General features: G+C 59.1%; 14 protein-coding genes. 3 read left to right on the top strand and 11 right to left on the bottom strand.

Going from position 1 to position 18,093, the window contains the following annotated elements; all coding sequences use genetic code 11:
- Window positions 1–15 precede the first annotated feature (15 nt).
- On the top strand, window positions 16–630 hold the full coding sequence (locus tag ACL2XN_RS13165; RefSeq protein WP_410016455.1) for a LysE family translocator: 615 nt from the start codon (window positions 16–18) through the stop codon (window positions 628–630).
- Window positions 631–725: 95 nt separating this feature from the next.
- Here ACL2XN_RS13165 and carB read toward each other — a convergent pair whose 3' ends face one another.
- The 3 genes from carB to dapB form a co-directional block, all read right to left on the bottom strand.
- Entirely contained in the window at window positions 726–3,950 is a 3,225-nt protein-coding gene (gene carB / locus ACL2XN_RS13170) for a carbamoyl-phosphate synthase large subunit (RefSeq protein WP_410016456.1), read from the bottom strand.
- A 14-nt stretch (window positions 3,951–3,964) separates the two neighbouring features.
- Window positions 3,965–5,113, bottom strand: a complete 1,149-nt coding sequence (carA, locus tag ACL2XN_RS13175) for a glutamine-hydrolyzing carbamoyl-phosphate synthase small subunit (RefSeq protein WP_410016457.1) — start codon at window positions 5,111–5,113, stop codon at window positions 3,965–3,967.
- 466 nt (window positions 5,114–5,579) lie between these two features.
- Entirely contained in the window at window positions 5,580–6,401 is an 822-nt protein-coding gene (dapB, locus tag ACL2XN_RS13180) for a 4-hydroxy-tetrahydrodipicolinate reductase (protein ID WP_413730940.1), read from the bottom strand.
- Between the two features lie 264 nt (window positions 6,402–6,665).
- On the opposite strand from dapB, the gene ACL2XN_RS13185 reads away from it, so the two are divergent.
- Window positions 6,666–7,556 (top strand): SMP-30/gluconolactonase/LRE family protein, encoded by an 891-nt coding sequence (locus ACL2XN_RS13185; protein WP_413722119.1) that lies wholly within the window; start codon window positions 6,666–6,668, stop codon window positions 7,554–7,556.
- A gap of 205 nt (window positions 7,557–7,761) precedes the next feature.
- On the opposite strand, the gene ispH is transcribed toward ACL2XN_RS13185, so the two are convergent.
- Genes ispH through ribF form a run of 5 tightly spaced genes read right to left on the bottom strand, consistent with a single transcriptional unit; the run spans window position 7,762 to window position 13,462 of the window.
- Window positions 7,762–8,712, bottom strand: a complete 951-nt coding sequence (gene ispH / locus ACL2XN_RS13190; protein ID WP_410016460.1) for a 4-hydroxy-3-methylbut-2-enyl diphosphate reductase — start codon at window positions 8,710–8,712, stop codon at window positions 7,762–7,764.
- A complete protein-coding gene (gene fkpB / locus ACL2XN_RS13195) occupies window positions 8,693–9,163 on the bottom strand; it encodes an FKBP-type peptidyl-prolyl cis-trans isomerase (protein WP_413722118.1) in 471 nt (156 codons plus the stop codon). The genes ispH and fkpB overlap by 20 nt, the downstream gene beginning before the upstream one ends.
- A gap of 5 nt (window positions 9,164–9,168) precedes the next feature.
- Complete coding sequence (gene lspA / locus ACL2XN_RS13200; protein WP_410016462.1) at window positions 9,169–9,675, bottom strand: signal peptidase II; 507 nt, start codon at window positions 9,673–9,675, stop codon at window positions 9,169–9,171.
- On the bottom strand, window positions 9,675–12,491 hold the full coding sequence (gene ileS / locus ACL2XN_RS13205; protein ID WP_413730941.1) for an isoleucine--tRNA ligase: 2,817 nt from the start codon (window positions 12,489–12,491) through the stop codon (window positions 9,675–9,677). The genes lspA and ileS overlap by 1 nt, the downstream gene beginning before the upstream one ends.
- Window positions 12,492–12,523: 32 nt before the next feature.
- Window positions 12,524–13,462 carry a bifunctional riboflavin kinase/FAD synthetase gene (gene ribF, locus ACL2XN_RS13210; protein WP_410016464.1) on the bottom strand — a complete coding sequence of 313 codons (939 nt, stop codon included), beginning with the start codon at window positions 13,460–13,462 and terminating at the stop codon, window positions 12,524–12,526.
- A gap of 398 nt (window positions 13,463–13,860) precedes the next feature.
- Between ribF and rpsT the strand changes: the two genes are divergently transcribed.
- Window positions 13,861–14,124 (top strand): 30S ribosomal protein S20, encoded by a 264-nt coding sequence (gene rpsT, locus ACL2XN_RS13215; RefSeq protein ID WP_162364018.1) that lies wholly within the window; start codon window positions 13,861–13,863, stop codon window positions 14,122–14,124.
- A 135-nt stretch (window positions 14,125–14,259) separates the two neighbouring features.
- Here rpsT and nhaA read toward each other — a convergent pair whose 3' ends face one another.
- The 3 genes from nhaA to dnaJ form a co-directional block, all read right to left on the bottom strand.
- Window positions 14,260–15,483 carry a Na+/H+ antiporter NhaA gene (nhaA, locus tag ACL2XN_RS13220; RefSeq protein WP_413730942.1) on the bottom strand — a complete coding sequence of 408 codons (1,224 nt, stop codon included), beginning with the start codon at window positions 15,481–15,483 and terminating at the stop codon, window positions 14,260–14,262.
- Window positions 15,484–15,662: 179 nt separating this feature from the next.
- Complete coding sequence (locus ACL2XN_RS13225; RefSeq protein WP_413730943.1) at window positions 15,663–16,763, bottom strand: catalase family protein; 1,101 nt, start codon at window positions 16,761–16,763, stop codon at window positions 15,663–15,665.
- A gap of 169 nt (window positions 16,764–16,932) precedes the next feature.
- On the bottom strand, window positions 16,933–18,069 hold the full coding sequence (dnaJ, locus tag ACL2XN_RS13230; protein WP_413722114.1) for a molecular chaperone DnaJ: 1,137 nt from the start codon (window positions 18,067–18,069) through the stop codon (window positions 16,933–16,935).
- Between the last annotated feature and the right edge of the window lie 24 nt (window positions 18,070–18,093).

Consider the following 18,093-nt stretch of genomic DNA (forward strand, 5'->3'; position numbering starts at 1 on the left):
ATTGCCGAGTCCGTCATGTTAGAAACCTCACTGTTTGTCGCCTCCATCGCCACCCTTGGCATGCTTTCTCCCGGCCCCGACTTTTTCCTGGTGATAAGGAATGCCGCCCGCTATCGCAAACGGGCCGCCATGATGACATCCCTTGGTGTGATCTGCGGCGTCGCCACCCATATGTCGTATTGCGTCGCCGGACTGGCAGTGCTGATTACCACCACACCCTGGCTGTTTAACCTGCTGAAATACGCCGGCGCCGGATATTTGATCTGGATCGGCATCCAGGCGCTGCTATCCCGCGGCGCCGGCAGAATAAGCCTCAACGATGCCCCGCATCAGCCGGTAAGCCTGAAAACCGCTTTTATCCAGGGCTATTTGAATAACTTACTCAATCCGAAGGCCACACTGTTTTTCCTGGCGGTGTTTACCCAAGTGCTGCAGGTGCAATCGGACGTTGCCGAAAAACTCTGGTACGCGGGTATTATCCTGTTGCTGGCGCTGGTCTGGTGGCCGCTGCTGGTGCTATTAATCCAAAGCGGTCCCGTGCGCCGCGCCCTCGCCAAAACGCAAAAATTGGTGGACAAGCTGCTGGGCGGGGTGCTGATTGCCCTGGGAATCAAGGTCGCCCTGGGATAAAAAAATCGGGACGCTCCTGGAGCGTCCCGCACGGATAAGCGTATTTTGCCGCCGTATCCCGGCCACGCGCCTGGCCAGGATACGGCGATATGCCGCTATCCCTTCAGCATCGCATGCATTTCCTGAACTGAAATCACGCGTTCGGTGGGGTCCGAGTTTAGCGCCATGGCGGTGGCGAAGCCGCCGTTCATGGTGGTGTCGTAGTGCACTTTATACTGCAGCGCGCTGCGGCGGATAAGCTTCGAGTCCGCGATTGCCTGGCGTCCGGCGGTGGTATTGACGATATAGGTATATTCGCCGTTTTTAATGCGGTCCTGGATATGCGGCCGCCCTTCATGCACTTTATTCACCAGCCGGGGATTGATTCCCGCTTCGCCCAATATCACCGCGGTGCCGTGCGTGGCATCCAGTTCAAAGCCGTGCTTGAGCAGTTTCGCCGCCAAATCCACTACCCGGCCCTTGTCGCCGGCGCGCACCGACAGCAGCGCCCGGCCGGATTTTTTCATGCGGGACTGGCTGCCCAGCATGGCTTTGGCGAAGGCTTCGGCAAAGGTGCGGCCCACGCCCATCACCTCGCCGGTGGAGCGCATTTCCGGCCCCAGGATGGGGTCGACGCCGGGGAATTTATTAAACGGCAGCACCACTTCCTTGACCGAGTAATACGGCGGGATAACCTCTTTGGTAATGCCCTGGTCGGCCAGCGATTGCCCCACCATCACCCGGGCGGCAACCTTCGCCAGCGGCACGCCGGTGGCTTTGGAAACAAACGGCACCGTACGCGCGGCGCGCGGATTGACCTCGATCAGATAGACTTCATTGGCCTTAACCGCGAACTGCACGTTCATCAGCCCGCGCACCCGCAGTTCAAACGCCAGTTGCTCGACCTGCCGGCGCATCACGTCCTGTATTTCCTGGCTAAGGGTATAGGCCGGCAGCGAACAGGCTGAATCGCCGGAGTGCACGCCCGCCTGCTCGATATGTTCCATAATGCCGCCAATCAGCACCTGCTGGCCGTCGCAGATGGCGTCCACGTCCACTTCCACCGCGTCGTCAAGGAAACGGTCCAGCAGCACCGGCGCGTCATTGGAGACGCTGACGGCGGTCTGGAAGTAGCGCAGCAAATCGACATCGTCGTTGACGATTTCCATCGCCCTGCCGCCCAGTACATAGGAAGGACGCACCACCAGCGGATAACCGATGGTCGCCGCCTTCTCCACCGCCTGGTCGATGGTGGTCACCGTGGCGTTGGCCGGCTGCTTGAGTCCCAGGCGTTCCACCGCCTGCTGGAAGCGCTCGCGATCTTCGGCGCGGTCAATGGAATCGGGGCTGGTGCCGATAATCGGCACGCCCGCCGCTTCAAGCTCCCGGGCCAGTTTAAGCGGGGTCTGGCCGCCATACTGGACAATCACCCCTTTCGGCTGCTCGATGCGCACGATTTCCAGCACATCTTCAAGCGTAACGGGTTCAAAATAAAGGCGATCGGACGTGTCGTAATCGGTGGAGACCGTCTCCGGGTTACAGTTGACCATAATGGTCTCGTAACCGTCCTCGCGCAGCGCCAGCGAGGCGTGGACGCAGCAGTAGTCGAACTCGATGCCCTGGCCGATACGGTTTGGCCCGCCGCCCAGCACCATGATTTTTTCCCGGTCGCGGCTGGGATTGGATTCGCACTCCTCGTCATAGGTGGAGTACATGTAGGCGGTATCGGTGGCGAACTCCGCGGCGCAGGTATCGACCCGTTTATAGACCGGGTGCAGGTTATACTCTTCGCGCAGTTTGCGAATCTCCCCCTCCGACACGCCGGCAAGCGTCGCCAGGCGGGCATCGGCAAAGCCTTTGCGCTTCAGCTGGCGCAGGAATTCGGCGTCCAGCGCGCCGACGCCCTTCTCCGCCACCACGTTTTCAAGCGTGACCAGCTCTTCTATCTGCACCAGAAACCAGCGGTCGATATTGGTCAGGTTAAAGACGCCGTCCACCGACAGCCCGGCGCGGAAAGCATCGGCGATATACCAGATGCGATCGCAGCCGGCGTCTTTGAGTTCGCGGCGGATCTTGGTCAGCGCTTCCGGGTCGTCCAGGCTGACCTTGGGGTCAAAACCGGTGACGCCCACCTCCAGACCGCGCAGGGCTTTTTGCAGCGATTCCTGTTGCGTGCGGCCGATGGCCATCACCTCGCCCACCGACTTCATCTGCGTGGTCAGGCGGTCATTGGCGCCGGCGAACTTCTCGAAGTTAAAGCGCGGAATTTTCGTGACGACATAGTCAATGGACGGCTCGAACGAGGCGGGCGTGCGTCCGCCGGTGATATCGTTCATCAGTTCATCGAGGGTATACCCCACCGCCAGCTTGGCGGCCACCTTGGCAATCGGGAAACCGGTGGCCTTGGAGGCCAGGGCCGAGGAGCGGGAAACCCGCGGGTTCATTTCGATGATAATCAGCCGGCCGTTTTTAGGGTTTACCGAAAACTGCACGTTCGAGCCGCCGGTTTCCACGCCGATTTCACGCAATACCGCCATCGAGGCGTTACGCATGATTTGGTATTCTTTATCGGTCAGGGTTTGCGCCGGCGCCACGGTAATGGAATCGCCGGTATGGATGCCCATGGCGTCAATATTTTCAATCGAGCACACGATGATGCAGTTATCGTTTTTATCGCGCACCACCTCCATCTCGTACTCTTTCCAGCCAATCAGCGACTCATCGATCAGCAGCTCGGTGGTGGGTGACAGATCGAGGCCGCGTTCGCAGATTTCCTCGAACTCCTCGCGGTTGTAGGCAATGCCGCCGCCCGACCCGCCCATGGTAAACGACGGACGGATAATGCAGGGGAAACCCACGTCCGCCGCCACCGCCAGCGCCTCTTCCATATTGTGGGCAAAACCGGAGCGCGCGGTCTCAAGACCGATTTTTTTCATCGCCTTATCAAAACGCTGCCGGTCTTCCGCTTTGTCGATGGCATCGGCGGTGGCGCCAATCATGGTGACGCCGAACTCCGCCAGAACGCCTTCGCGCTCCAGGTCCAGCGCGCAGTTCAGCGCGGTTTGCCCGCCCATGGTCGGCAGGATGGCGTCGGGGCGTTCTTTTTCGATGATTTTACGCACCACTTCCCAATGGATAGGCTCGATATAAGTGGCATCCGCCATATCGGGATCGGTCATGATGGTGGCCGGGTTGGAGTTCACCAGCACCACGCGGTAGCCTTCCTCACGCAGGGCCTTGCACGCCTGCGCGCCGGAGTAATCGAACTCGCACGCCTGGCCGATGACAATCGGGCCGGCGCCCAGAATCAGGATACTGGATATATCTGTACGTTTTGGCATGGTCTTGCTCCTGATTATTTTGCCTGGGAACGGTAAGTCTTGATCAACTCGATAAAATGGTCGAACAGCGGCGCGGCGTCATGCGGGCCGGGGCTGGCTTCCGGATGCCCCTGGAAACAGAACGCCGGCTTATCCGTGCGGTGCAATCCCTGTAACGAACCGTCGAACAGCGAGGTATGCGTTACGCGCAGATTCGCCGGCAGCGTGGTTTCATCCACCGCAAAACCGTGGTTCTGGGCGGTAATCATGACCCGGTTGGCGTCAATATCCTTTACCGGGTGGTTGCCGCCGTGGTGGCCGAACTTCATTTTGACGGTCTTGGCGCCGCTGGCCAGGGCCAGCAGTTGGTGGCCGAGACAGATGCCGAAGATCGGCGTCTCGGTCTCGAGAAAGGTTTTGATGGCGGCGATGGCGTAATCGCAGGGTTCGGGATCGCCCGGGCCGTTGGCGAGGAAGATGCCGTCGGGATCCATCGCCAGGACGACGTCGGCCGGCGTCTGCGCCGGCACCACCGTCAGGCGGCAGCCGCGATCCACCAGCATACGCATGATATTGCGTTTGATGCCGAAATCGTACGCCACCACATGGTAGGGCAGCGCGTCCGGCGCGGCCGGCGCAGGCAGGCCGGCATGCAATGCCCAACTGCCCTGGGTCCAGCTGTATTGCTCGGCGGTGCTGACTTCCCTGGCCAGATCCATGCCCTTCAGTCCCGGGAATTCGCGCGCTTTTTGCAAGGCCAGCGCCGCGTCAGGCGCGTCGCCGGCGATAATGCAGCCGTTCTGGGCGCCTTTTTCGCGCAATAGGCGGGTAAGTTTGCGGGTATCGATATCGGCGATACCGACGATATTATTTTGCTTGAGGTAGTCCGACAGGGAACCGGTACTGCGAAAATTACTGGCGATAAGCGGCAAATCGCGTATGACCAACCCTTGGGCCTGGATGCGGGACGATTCTTCATCTGCTTCGTTGGTGCCGACATTGCCGATATGGGGATAAGTGAGAGTAACGATTTGGCGGGAATAGGAAGGATCGGTGAGGATTTCTTGATAGCCGGTCATCGATGTATTGAAGACCACTTCCCCCACTGCCGTTCCCGCTGCCCCAATGGCCCGACCGTGGAATTGGGTTCCGTCTTCCAGAACCAACAGCGCTGACTTTATCAAAACACCCTCCAAGGAATATTCAGTCATTGTATTTGCATATTAATTCAGATTTAACGATCTTAATCAATGCAAAAAACACCTTCAAGGTAGATTTTCGGCAAATTGGGCGCATTTTAATGATGAGCTGGTCATTTGTCCACCCCGGGCTGATGTTTTTTACTAAATAATGGCAATTAAGCCGGTTACACACCTTGAAACCGCTAAAAAGCACTCATTTAGGGCATGAGTAACCGGTTGCGTGGACAGAAATTTGTTAAAAGGAACCGGCGCAGGCGCGAAAGCGCAATAATCAGCCCAGAATGGCAATCACCAAGAAAAATAACCGCTGAAAGCCAAACTTAAAGCCATTTGGCCTTCCATTTCCATTGAAAGCGATTTTTTTAGAGATAATTCCAATAAAATAAAATTATCTCTATTTAATCAGAGTGATAAAATGGCAGACTTCAGGTGGCGGTAAAAAATAGAGTTATAAACTTGCCAGATCCAGCACATCCGCCATGGTATAAAGGCCCGCTTTCTGCGCTTTCAGCCATATTGCCGCCCTGACCGCGCCATTGGCAAAGGTCATGCGGCTGGAAGCCTTATGGGTAATCTCAATACGTTCGCCGTTATCGGCAAACATCGCGGTATGTTCGCCGACAATGTCCCCGGCGCGTATGGCGGCGAAGCCGATGGAATGGGGCACACGCTCGCCGGTATGGCCCTCGCGACTGTATACGGCGCAGTCCTTGAGGTTGCGGCCCAGCGCCCCGGCGATGGTTTCCCCCATGGCAAGCGCGGTGCCAGAAGGCGCGTCCACCTTGTGACGGTGGTGCGCCTCGATGATCTCGATGTCGCAATAGTCGCCCATCACCCTGGCGGCCTTATCCAGTAATTTCAGCATAACGTTGACCCCCACGCTGAAATTAGCGGCAAAGACAATGCCGATCTGCCCGGCGGCTTGCCCGATTCGCGCCTTCTGCCCCTCGTCAAAACCGGTAGTGCCGATAATCATGCCTTTGCCATGCAGCCGACAAAATTCCATATGCGTCAGGGTGCCTTCCGGCCGGGTAAAATCGATAAAGATATCAAAGTCATCTTTAATGGCTTCCAGGCTGTCGCCGACCCTTATCCCCAACGCGCCCTGCCCGGCCAACTCCCCCGCGTCCGCGCCAATCAGGCTTGAGCCGGCGCGCTCGAGCGCCGCCCCCAGGCACGCCTGTTCCGATTGCATTACCGCCTGGATCAGTTGGCGGCCCATACGGCCGCCCGCACCGGCGATGGCGATGCGAACTGGTGTTACGCTCATAGACACTCTCTGTTGGTTGGCATGATAAAATCAGTTTAGGGTAACCGCCGTCCCGGATTGCCGCCAGCGGATTTCCCCTGGAATTAGCATTATATGTCAGAAGCCGGCTTTCATCAGTCACGGCAATGGACCGGGCCGGGTGCGGCCGCAGCGCGGGAGAAATGAATGTTTATTCATCTCCGGGCCGGTGCCGGGCGCGGATGATCCGGCGCGAAGCGGCTATACTGGATATCTACAGCCGAACACTCGCCACGGAGAGACAGGATGAGTCCTTTTTTTACCTCAACAATCCAGGCCATTGGGGATTATCGCGCCGCCCTGGGCGAAACGCCGGTCTGGTGCAGCCGTAGCCAATCGCTGCTGTGGGTAGATATTTTGCAACAGCGCCTGTTGCGCTATTGGCCCTCCCGGGGATGCGTCGAACAGCGCCGGTTGGATTGTCTGTTCAGCGCGGCGCTGCCGACCGAGCGGGAAGAGCAGTTCCTGATCGTGGCGCAGCAGGGCATACTGCTTTATCACTATGAAAAGAGCAGCGCCGGCCGGGATACCCCACGCCTTGAGCTCCTGTGCCCCTACCCGGCCGACGCCGCCGGCACCCGGCCAAACGAGGCGGCCATCGCCCCCGACGGCTCATTATGGTTTAGCACCATGGACCTGGCGGAAGAGCGTCCTATCGGCGGCTGGTACCGCTTTGCCGCCGGCGAAGCGCGGCCGCGGAGCATGATGGGCCATGTCACCATCCCCAATACCCTGGCGTGGCATGGCGACCGGGTGTGGTTTGCCGACAGCGCCGAAAAACGGTTTTACGCCAGCGACGCCGCCGCCATCAATACCGCCCGCCTGCGGGTATTCGATGCCGGAGACAAGACCCCCGACGGTTCGGCGCTGACCGCGGCCGGAGAACTGATCAACGCGCGCTTCGGCCATGGCTGCCTGAGCCGCTACGCCATCGGCGATGGCGAACTGACGCTAATCGAGGATCTGCCGTTACCGGTACGCCAACCGAGCTGCTGTGCTTTCGGCGGCCCCGGGCGTAATGAATTATTTATCACCAGCGCCGGCAAAAATCTCGATCCTCCCGGCGCGCTCGACGGCGCGTTGCTGCATGTTTATACCAGCGCCGTCGGCGCCCCGGAATACCGGTTCAGACTGTAGAACAGGGATAAAAAACCGGCACATCCCATTGAATACGATCAATTTGACTGCCGCCAAATTGATCGATCGCCAAAAGGGATTTGAAGCCCCTCGCTTGCACGTACCGGGGCACGATAAGAACAGGTTTACCGCGTCGCCGCATCAAACCGCCGCGGGCGACTGGAAATGTCATTTACAGAGCATGCGGCGCAAGCAAAAGCCGGTCTTACTCCACCACCCTCACATTCACCCGCAGCTCCTTCGGCACCTCGAACACAATATTCTCCTCGCGCCCGATCAGTTCCTCCGCCCCTTCGCCACCGAGCCCCTGCAGACGCGCAATCACCTCCCGCACCAGAATATCCGGCGCGGAAGCGCCGGCGGTTACCCCGATGGTATCGATACCCTGCAGCCAGCTTTCCTGGATATCCGCCGCGGTATCGATAAGATAGGCCGGTTTGCCCACCCGCTGGGCCAGCTCGGCCAGCCGGTTGGAGTTAGACGAGTTTTTCGAGCCGACCACCAGCACCACGTCAGCATCGGCGGCCAGCTCGCGCACCGCTTCCTGGCGGTTGGTGGTGGCATAACAGATATCGTCTTTACGCGGTCCGATAATCAACGGAAACCGTTCGCGCAGCGCGTCGATAACATCCGAGGTATCGTCCACCGACAGCGTGGTCTGGGTCATAAAGCACAGGTTGGCATCGTCCTTCACCCGCAGTTTCCAGACATCCTTGGGCGACTCCACCAGGTACATGCCGCCGTTGGGGTTATTGTATTGCCCCATGGTGCCCTCGACCTCCGGATGCCCGGCGTGACCAATCAAAATGGCTTCCGTTCCTTTACGGCTGGCGCGCGCCACTTCCATATGCACCTTGGTCACCAGCGGGCAGGTCGCGTCGAATACCGTCAAATCGCGGTTTTTCGCCTCGGCGCGCACCGCCTGCGATACGCCGTGGGCCGAGAAAATCAGGATAGAGCCGTCGGGCACTTCGTCAATTTGCTCGATAAAAATGGCGCCGCTGGCGCGCAGCGACTCCACCACATAGCGATTGTGCACCACTTCGTGACGCACGTAGATCGGCGCGCCGTAAATCTCCAGCGCGCGTTCGACAATACTGATGGCCCGGTCGACACCGGCGCAAAAACCCCGCGGGTTAGCCAGTAAGATGCGCATGTTTATCCTCCTGCTGCGGATCAATTGCCAATACGTCGATATCGAAATAGACCGTGCGACCCGCCAGCGGATGGTTAAAATCCACGGTGATCGACTCCTCGGCCACGTCACGAATCAATCCGGGCATTTCATTACCGCTGATGGCGGTAAACAGCATAATGGTGCCCACGTCGGGCACGCCGGTTTCGATAAAATCCCGGCGGGAAAAAAACTGGATCAAATCCGGATTAACCGGCCCGAACGCCGACTCCGGCGCCAGGGAAAACGATTTTTTATCCCCCACGCGCAGCCCGAGCAACGACTGTTCAAGGGCCGGTGAAAGGCTATCATCGCCAAGACGGAACAGCGCCGGTTTATTTTCGCGCCGGGTGGATTCGGCGAGGGTGCCATCCTCGAGTTTAAGGTCGAAATGCACCAGCACCGCGCTGTCGGACTGCACCTGTTCGGACATGCCGCTTAACCTTTCTGCTTAGCCGTTTTATCGGCCGGATGCATAAACCCTTCCAGCACGATCAGGAGTGCGCCGATACAAATGGCCGAATCCGCCACGTTGAAGGTGGGGAAGTGCCAGTCACCGACATAAAAATCAATGAAATCGATGACCACGCCATGCACCAGGCGGTCAAAGAGATTGCCCAGCGCGCCGCCGATAATCAAGGCGTAGGCGCAATTGGTCATTCTTTGGCGGCTGTCTGAACGGTACATTAATATCATCAACGCCACGGCGATGACCAGGGCGATAATGGCAAACATCCAACGCTGCCATCCCCCTTTATCGGCCAGAAAACTGAACGCCGCGCCATAGTTGTGGGCATAAAAAATGTTAAAAAACGGGATCAGCGGCAACGTCTCATGCAACATAAAATGCTGCATGATCAACTGCTTGCTGCCCAGGTCGATAATCAGTACGACCAGCGCCAGCCAAAGCCAGCGCAGACCGGTGGATGCTAAGGATTTACTCATCAGACAAATTTACGCTCTTCGCCCGGGCCGGCCACGTTAGTGACGCAACGCCCGCAAATTTCGGGATGCCCGGCGTCAGCGCCGATATCGGTTTCAAAATGCCAGCAACGCGGGCATTTTTCACCATCGGCCTTAGCCAGGGCGATTTTAAGGCCCTTCAATCCTTCGCACTGCTGGGCATCCTCTCCCGCCGCGCTGTAATCAGCCACATCGGCGCGCGAAGTCAGCAGGGCAAAATACAACTCTTCACCCAGCGCCCCCAGCGTTTTCGCCAGGGCCGGTTCGGCATACAGGGTGACCCGGGCCTCCAGCGACCCGCCGATGATTTTATCGGCGCGGGCCTGCTCAAGCACTTTGTTCACTTCGCCGCGCACCTTCAACACCTGTTCCCAGTAAGCGTCGTTCATGGTTTCACCGGCGTCCAGTCCGAACAACCCTTCATACCACTCTTCGGTGAAGACATACTGGGCGCGTTCACCCGGCATGAAGCCCCAGATCTCATCGGCGGTAAAAGACAGGATCGGCGCCATCCAGCGCACCAGCGCTTCGGCGATATGGTACAGCGCGGTCTGGCAACTGCGGCGGGCGATACTGTCGGCCTGGGTGGTGTACTGGCGATCTTTGATGATATCCAGGTAAAACGACCCCATTTCCACCGAGCAGAACTGCATCATGCGCTGCACGACGTTATGGAAGTCATAGCTGTCGTAGGCGGCGATGATTTCCGCCTGCGCCGCCTGCGCCCGGCCCACGGCCCAGCGATCCAGCACCACCATCTCCTGCGGCTTGACGCTGTGCAGCGCCGGGTCGAACCCATTCAGGTTGGCCAGCAGGAACCGCGCGGTATTGCGAATACGCCGGTACGCGTCGGCGGAGCGCTTAAGGATCTCGTCGGAGACCGCCATTTCACCGGTATAATCGGTGGAAGCCACCCACAGACGCAGGATGTCCCCGCCGAGTTTATCCATCACCTGCTGCGGGCTGACCACGTTGCCGATGGATTTGGACATTTTACGCCCCTGCCCGTCGACGGTAAAACCGTGGGTCAGCACCTGGCGATAGGGCGCCTGGCCTTTGATGGCGGTGGAAATCATCAGCGACGACATAAACCAGCCGCGATGCTGGTCGGAACCTTCCAGGTACATATCCGGCTCGTGGCCGCCGAATTCCGGGCGGACCGCTACCACGGACGAGTGCGTCGAACCGGAGTCGAACCACACGTCCAGGGTATCCGGCACTTTGGTATACTCGTCCGCCTCAGCCCCGAGGATAGCGGCGGGATCCAGATCCCACCAGGCCTGGATGCCGTCTTTCTCGACCCGTTTGGCCACTTCTTCCATCAACTCCAGCGTGCGCGGATGGAGCTCCTCGGTATCCTTATGGACAAACAGCGACATCGGCACGCCCCAGGTGCGCTGGCGCGAGATACACCAGTCGGGACGATTGGCCACCATATTTTCGATGCGCGCCTGTCCCCAGCCCGGGATCCACTGCACTTCCCTGATTTCTTCCAGGGAACGTTTGCGCAGCCCTTTCTGATCCATGCTGATAAACCACTGCGGCGTGGCGCGGAAAATGATGGGGGTCTTATGACGCCAGCAGTGCGGATAGCTGTGCACCAGCTTTTCCACATGCACCAGCGCGCCGTGCGCGCGCAATAATTCGACCACCACATCGTTGGCCTTGAACACCTGCAGCCCGTCGAGATCCGGATAGGTCCCCGGCAGGTAGCACCCGTCCGGCCCCACCGGATTGGCGACCTCCAGGCCGTATTGCTGGCCGATGACATAATCGTCCGGGCCATGGCCGGGCGCGGTATGCACCGCGCCGGTACCGGCTTCCAGCGTCACATGCTGACCCAGGATCGCCGGCACGTCGAAGCCCATAAACGGGTGGCGAAAGCGCAGCAGTTCCAGCGCGCCGCCTTTACAACTGCCCAGCACGGTCCATTGGGCGATACCCGCACGCTGCATTACGCTTGCCACCAGGTCGGCGGCCAGTATCCAGTTTTGCCCGTCCACCGCGACCAGCTGATACTCGAAGTCCGGATGGACCGAAATCGCCCGGTTGGCCGGCAGGGTCCAGGGCGTGGTGGTCCAGATCACCAGCGACACCGGCCCGGCAACCCCGCTCACGCCGAATTTTGCCGCCACGGCGTCGGCGTCGACCGCCTGGAAAGCCACGTCGATGGAGGGCGAGGTGCGATCGTAATACTCGACTTCCGCCTCAGCCAGCGCGGAACGGCAGTCGATACACCAATGCACCGGCTTGGCGCCTTTATGCAGATGGCCGTTGGCGATGATTTTGCCGAGCGAACGGATAATATTGGCTTCGGTGCCGAAATCCATCGTCAGGTAAGGATGATCCCATTCGCCCAGCACGCCCAGGCGGATAAAATCTTTTTTCTGGCCTTCCACTTGCTCGGCGGCATATTTGCGGCAGGCGGCGCGGAATTCCGCGGCGCTGACCTTTTCGCCCGGCTTGCCGATCATCTGTTCAACTTTCAGCTCAATCGGCAGGCCGTGGCAATCCCAGCCCGGCACATAGGGGGAGTCATAGCCCATCAAGCCTTTGGACTTGATAATAATGTCTTTGAGAATCTTGTTAACCGAGTGACCGATATGGATACTGCCGTTGGCATACGGAGGGCCGTCATGCAGGATAAAGGTTTTCTTGCCTTTTTTAGCGTTACGGATAATCCCGTACAGGTCCTGTTCATACCAGCGTTGCAGCATGCCAGGCTCGCGCTTGGCCAGATCGCCGCGCATCGGGAACCCTGTGTCCGGCAAATTCAGGGTGTTTTTGTAATCACTCATTCGATTCTCGGTTCCGTTTTCGGTTAGAGCGTTTAGAGGGGTGCCGTCAGTCCGAAGAATTCCCGGCCGTTCACCACATCATTCGCGATTTGCCGCTTTAGCTCATCAAGGGAGGCAAACCGTTGTTCATTGCGCAGTTTTGCGCGTATCACCACTTCTATATGGCGGCCATAAAGATCCTGCGCCATATCCATTAAATGCACTTCAAGCCGCGGACGAAGCCCCGCCACCGTCGGGCGGGTGCCGATATTGGCCACACCGGGCAACGGCTGCGCCGCCAGTCCGCCGACCTCCACCGCATAGACCCCGTTAATGGGCGCTGGACGGCCCTTTAGGGAGACGTTGGCCGTGGGGAAGCCAAGGGTGCGGCCCAGCTCGTCGCCGTGCTCCACGCGCCCGGAAATACGGTAAGGATGGCCAAGGAGCATCTCGGCGACAACCAGCTGGTCGTTGCAAAGCGCCTCCCGTACCGCCGTGCTGCTGATACGCTTACCGCCCTCCGTATACGTGGCGGTGCTCATGACATCAAAGCCCGCCGCGATACCCGCCTGCTGCAAAAAGGCGAAATCGCCCCGCCGCCCGGCGCCGAAGCGAAAATCGTCGCCGACGCAAAGAAACCTGACGCCGAGCTTTTTCACCAGCAGCTCCGCGACAAACGACTCGGCGCCGATGGCCGCGAACCGCGTATCGAAGGTTACGCACAATACTACGTCTACCCCGGCCTGGGCCAGGTACTTCACTTTATCCCGCAGGCGGGTCAACCGCGCCGGTGCGTCCCGGCCGGCAAAATGTTCCTGCGGCTGGGGCTCGAATATCATTACCATTACCGGCAAGCCGCGTTTGCGGCCTTCGGTCTGCAATTGTGCAATCAACGCCTGATGCCCACGATGGAAACCATCAAAATTGCCAATAGTGAGCACGCACCCTTGGGGACGCGCCTGCAGGTTATGTAAACCGCGAATAAGCTTCATAGCAGGCTCAAGACTGAGGAAATCGGCGGATTATACCTTGTACAGCCGCTAAGGTTAACCCGCGAATCCAATCTTTGACAGTAACGACGGTGAAAGTCATGCTTATTTTGCCCGACCAGGTTTTTTTCGCAGGTTATTCTGCCGGACAGGACATTTCCCCGCCCGGCCGACGGGCGCCATGCCGCGAATTGGTTTGTTTATTACAGATAATCGCTTTTTTATCGTCTAAGGCTGTATTCCGCGCGCTGAAACTGGTAGAATCCTGCGCCATCACATTGTAACAGGCGTTGCGTAGTCAAGCGGCGCTTATTTGCACAAATCCATTGACAAAAGAAGGCCGAAAGGGCATATTCCTCGGCCTTTGAATTGTCTCATAGAACATGTTTGGGAGTTGGACCTTGGCTAATATCAAATCAGCTAAGAAACGCGCCGTACAGTCTGAGAAGCGTCGTCAGCACAATGCCAGCCGTCGCTCTATGATGCGTACTTTTATCAAAAAAGTATACGCGGCTATCGATGCAGGTGATAAAGATGCAGCGCAGAATGCTTTTTCTGCCATGCAACCCATTGTGGACCGTCAGGCCAGTAAAGGTTTGATCCACAAAAACAAAGCAGCGCGTCATAAATCTAATCTGACCGCGCGTATCAACGCAATGCAGTAAGATCTGTTCTTACGTTGGTGTTTTGTTAAAAAAACCGGCTTCGGCCGGTTTTTTTGCATCTGGCGTTTGCCTCCGGTTCTTCAGCGCCGCGCTTGGCGTTGATGGCGTAGCGTTGCGCGGCGCTGACCTGTTTGGTCAGGAGCGGGCCGGGGCGGGCTTATGCATCGGCAGCGCCAGGCGCAGCGATATATAGCCCAAGATCGCCGCCACCACCGAACCGGACAGAATGCCGAGCTTGGCATAGGTTATACTGTCCGGACTCACCCCCGGCGCGCCGAACGCCAGCCCGGCGATAAAGATCGACATGGTAAAGCCGATACCGCACAGCACCGCGGCGGCGGCAATCTGGTTAAAGACCACGCCGTCGGGCAGCCGGGCCAATCCCAGCCTGATGGATGCAAAACAAAACAGCAGGATGCCCAGCGGCTTACCCAGCACCAGCCCCACGGCAATGCCGGCCGGCAGCACCGACAACAGGCTGGCGGGGGTTAGCCCATGCAGACCAACGCCGGCGTTGGCGAAGGCAAACAGCGGCAGGATAAGATAAACCACCCAGGGCTGAATATAGTGCTCAAGCACCAGGGCGGGAGAATACGCCTGGGTCTGCGGCGCTGAGGCCGGGGCCCCAGGCCGTGACGGCAAACGCAGGGGGATCAGGGCGCCGAGTATCACCCCGGCGAGAGTGGCATGAATGCCCGATAATAGCACGCAGCCCCACAGCACCGCGCCGGCCAGCAGATAAAGTCCGATATGACGGACATTGCTGCGGTTCATCATCACCAGCACCGCAATCGTCGCCGCCACGCCCGCCAGGGCGATTAACGACAAATCGTGATTGTAGAATACCGCGATAATTACGATGGCGCCTAAATCGTCAATAATGGCCAGCGCCAGTAAAAAAGCCTTTAAACTGGCGGGCACCCGTTTTCCCAACAGCGCCATCACGCCTACCGCAAACGCGATATCCGTGGCGGTGGGAATAGCCCAGCCGGCATGATTGGCCGGCGTGTTCCAGTTAATCAGCGTATAGATAATCGCCGGGGCTATCATGCCGCCCAGCGCGGCAATGGCGGGGAACGCCGCCTGGCTGCGGCTGGCGAGCGCGCCTTCCATCAGTTCGCGCTTCACCTCCAGCCCGATCATCAAAAAGAAAATCGCCATCAAGCCGTCGTTGATCAAAAAAAGCAGCGTCAATGGCGAGGCGTGGCCGGCGGAGGCGCCCTGGGGAAAATAAATCAGCGCTTCATAGGCCGCCTGCGCCGGCGTGTTGGCCATGATCAGCGCAATTAACGCGGCTAAAATCAACAATACGCCGCCCGAGGCTTCGTGATTTAACCAGCGGTGAATAAGAGAAGACACAATATATCCTTGAAGTGCGCACAATGGATTTATTGTGCGGGATGGCGGGAGCCAGGTAAATAAAAACCCAACATCGCCGGCGCGTTATTTAGCGCGGCTCGCAAAAATACCCCGGCGGCCGGGCTGGAGGATTGACCGCCGGTTTACCCGCCGCCGCGGCGCGCCGGTAATGCGGATGTTTAGCACGCCGGGGGCTGGCGCGGCTCGTGCACCGGACATTGATTCAGGTCGCTGCGCTGCGCCACCGACACCGGGTACGCCAGCCGGCGCGCCCGCATAATGTCGCCCAGCGGCCGATGGGCGGTGACGCCATGCCAGGGCTGGAAGGAAAGACCGTCGTCCATGGCACGGGAGCGCCCGGGCGACCAGCTTTGCTGCGGCTCGACAATAATCGACGCCAACGGCAGGTAGGGATTATCCTGCTCGGGCCAGGCCACCGAGGCATCTTCAACGGGATTTTCCGCCAAATCCCGGCACAGCTGCGCCCTGAGGGTCCAGGCGCCGCCCTCCCGCGCCAGGATGCGCGCCACCTCCTCCCGCAGCGCGTCCCGCCGTCCGGCCAGCGCGAACGCCTTGCCCGCCAGCGCCAGGAAATTGGCCGATTCCGGCACCACGTCCAGTTTGGCGATATAATCACCGAAGCGGCTGGCTACCTGGGTAAAGTAGCGATCCCCCAGCGGATTGGTGAGCGGATAGCCGCCCAGGGCTTGCAGCAATCCGGTGTTGACGTCCAGCGTCTTCAGGGCGCGCACCAGCGGGCGCAGGACGGCGGATAAGGCAGCTTTGGCCCACTCCGCCCGACCGGTGGTCGCGGCCAGCAGTTTCAGGTTTTTCAGGAACGCCCGGCTGTCCGCTGCGGTAAAGGCGGGTCCCGTGGCCAGTAAAAAATCCTGGGTCAGGTCGTTTTCCGACCCGGGCAACCGTTCCCCTGCTACATCCAGCACCTTGATCGCCAGGCCACGCGGCAGGGAAACCCCGTCGCGCAACACGTCGCCGGGGATGGTCGAAATACGCAGCAGCACGTCATAGCTACGCGGCCTGGCAAAAATACCCTGGGCCAGCTCAGGCGCCAGGGAGCTGTGCACAACCAGCCGGCCTTGCAGCAGGGCGTGGCTTTTGGCATGGACGCCGCGCTGGGCATGGCCCAAATCACGGTGTGTCTTGCCGATGATGTGCTTAAATACGTCGGCGATTTGCCGATGGGTCTGCTCTTCGTCGGGTCGGTACGTCTCTACGGACGGCGTGAAGGGGACTGCCGGGCGGAGTGCGGCACGGGCCATGGCGTCTATCTCCAGAGAATTATTCCCCCTAAATTATAGCGGCCATTATCGATATCGTACCGGCAACAGCGCTTAAGCAGGAGAAAGCCTCGGGTGGACAGGCAAAGGCCAAAAAAAATCCCCGGCCGCTGGGCCGGGGATCGAAAGACACCGCCGATGGCGCAAAAATTCAGCGCGTCAGGTCGTCAAAAAACTTCTTCACGCCGTCCAGAAAGCTTTTGGAACGCGGGCTGTTCTGATCGCCGCTCGGGCCGCCAAAACTCTCTTCCAGTTCACGCAGCAGCTGTTTCTGTTTTTCGTTAAGCTTCACCGGCGTTTCGACCACCACGCGGCACAGCAAATCGCCCTGGTTGCCGCCGCGTACCGATTTCACCCCTTTGCCGCGCATACGGAACAGCTTGCCGGTTTGCGTTTCCGCAGGCACCTTCAGCTTCACCCGGCCGTCAAGCGTGGGAACTTCGATCTCGCCGCCCAGCGCCGCCATGGCGAAGTTAATCGGCACTTCGCAAAACAGGTTATTGTCTTCACGTTCAAAGATGGGGTGCTGACGCACCTGAACCTGTACGTACAGATCCCCCGCCGGCGCGCCCTGCTCGCCCGCTTCGCCTTCGCCCGACAGACGGATGCGATCGCCGGTATCGACGCCCGCCGGAATTTTCACCGACAGCGTCTTGGCCTTTTCAATACGACCGTGGCCGTGGCATTTGTGGCACGGTTCCTTGATAATCTTGCCGTGTCCCTGACAGGTGGGACAGGCCTGCTGCACCGCAAAAAAACCCTGGCGCATCTGCACCTGGCCTGCGCCATGGCAGGTAGGACAGGTAACGGGGGAAGTGCCGGGCTTGGCGCCGCTGCCATGGCAGACGTCGCATTCCTCAAGCGTCGGGATGCGGATTTCCTTGGTTACGCCACGGACCGCTTCCTCGAGGGTAAGCTCCATATTGTAGCGAAGATCCGACCCACGGCTGGCGCGCTGGCGGCGCCCGCCACCAAAGATATCGCCGAAGACGTCTCCGAAGATATCGGTAAAGTCCGCGCCGCCGGCGGCGCCGCCGCCATAACCACCGCCCATGCCGCCCTGTTCGAAGGCGGCGTGGCCGTATTGATCATACGCGGCGCGCTTTTGCGCGTCGGTCAGGATTTCATAGGCTTCTTTCGCTTCTTTGAACTTTGCTTCGGCGTCAGCATTCCCTGGGTTACGATCCGGGTGGAATTTCATTGCCAGGCGTTTGTAGGCCTTTTTGATTTCACGCTCTTCCGCATCTTTGGAAAGGCCTAAAATCTCGTAATAGTCTTTTTTCGCCATTGTCTCTTCCTGCCCTCAACATGC

The sequence above is a fragment of the Sodalis sp. RH22 genome (assembly GCF_047324165.1).
Lineage (GTDB): Bacteria > Pseudomonadota > Gammaproteobacteria > Enterobacterales > Enterobacteriaceae > Acerihabitans.

Coding starts and splice junctions, on each gene's coding strand:
- ribF (WP_410016464.1), bottom strand. CDS start 13,462: ATGAAGCTTATTCGCGGTTTACATAACCTGCAGGCGCGTCCCCAAGGG.
- dnaJ (WP_413722114.1), bottom strand. CDS start 18,069: ATGGCGAAAAAAGACTATTACGAGATTTTAGGCCTTTCCAAAGATGCG.
- lspA (WP_410016462.1), bottom strand. CDS start 9,675: ATGAGTAAATCCTTAGCATCCACCGGTCTGCGCTGGCTTTGGCTGGCG.
- ACL2XN_RS13185 (WP_413722119.1), top strand. CDS start 6,666: ATGAGTCCTTTTTTTACCTCAACAATCCAGGCCATTGGGGATTATCGC.
- ispH (WP_410016460.1), bottom strand. CDS start 8,712: ATGCGCATCTTACTGGCTAACCCGCGGGGTTTTTGCGCCGGTGTCGAC.
- ileS (WP_413730941.1), bottom strand. CDS start 12,491: ATGAGTGATTACAAAAACACCCTGAATTTGCCGGACACAGGGTTCCCG.
- carB (WP_410016456.1), bottom strand. CDS start 3,950: ATGCCAAAACGTACAGATATATCCAGTATCCTGATTCTGGGCGCCGGC.
- ACL2XN_RS13165 (WP_410016455.1), top strand. CDS start 16: ATGTTAGAAACCTCACTGTTTGTCGCCTCCATCGCCACCCTTGGCATG.
- dapB (WP_413730940.1), bottom strand. CDS start 6,401: ATGAGCGTAACACCAGTTCGCATCGCCATCGCCGGTGCGGGCGGCCGT.
- fkpB (WP_413722118.1), bottom strand. CDS start 9,163: ATGTCCGAACAGGTGCAGTCCGACAGCGCGGTGCTGGTGCATTTCGAC.
- ACL2XN_RS13225 (WP_413730943.1), bottom strand. CDS start 16,763: ATGGCCCGTGCCGCACTCCGCCCGGCAGTCCCCTTCACGCCGTCCGTA.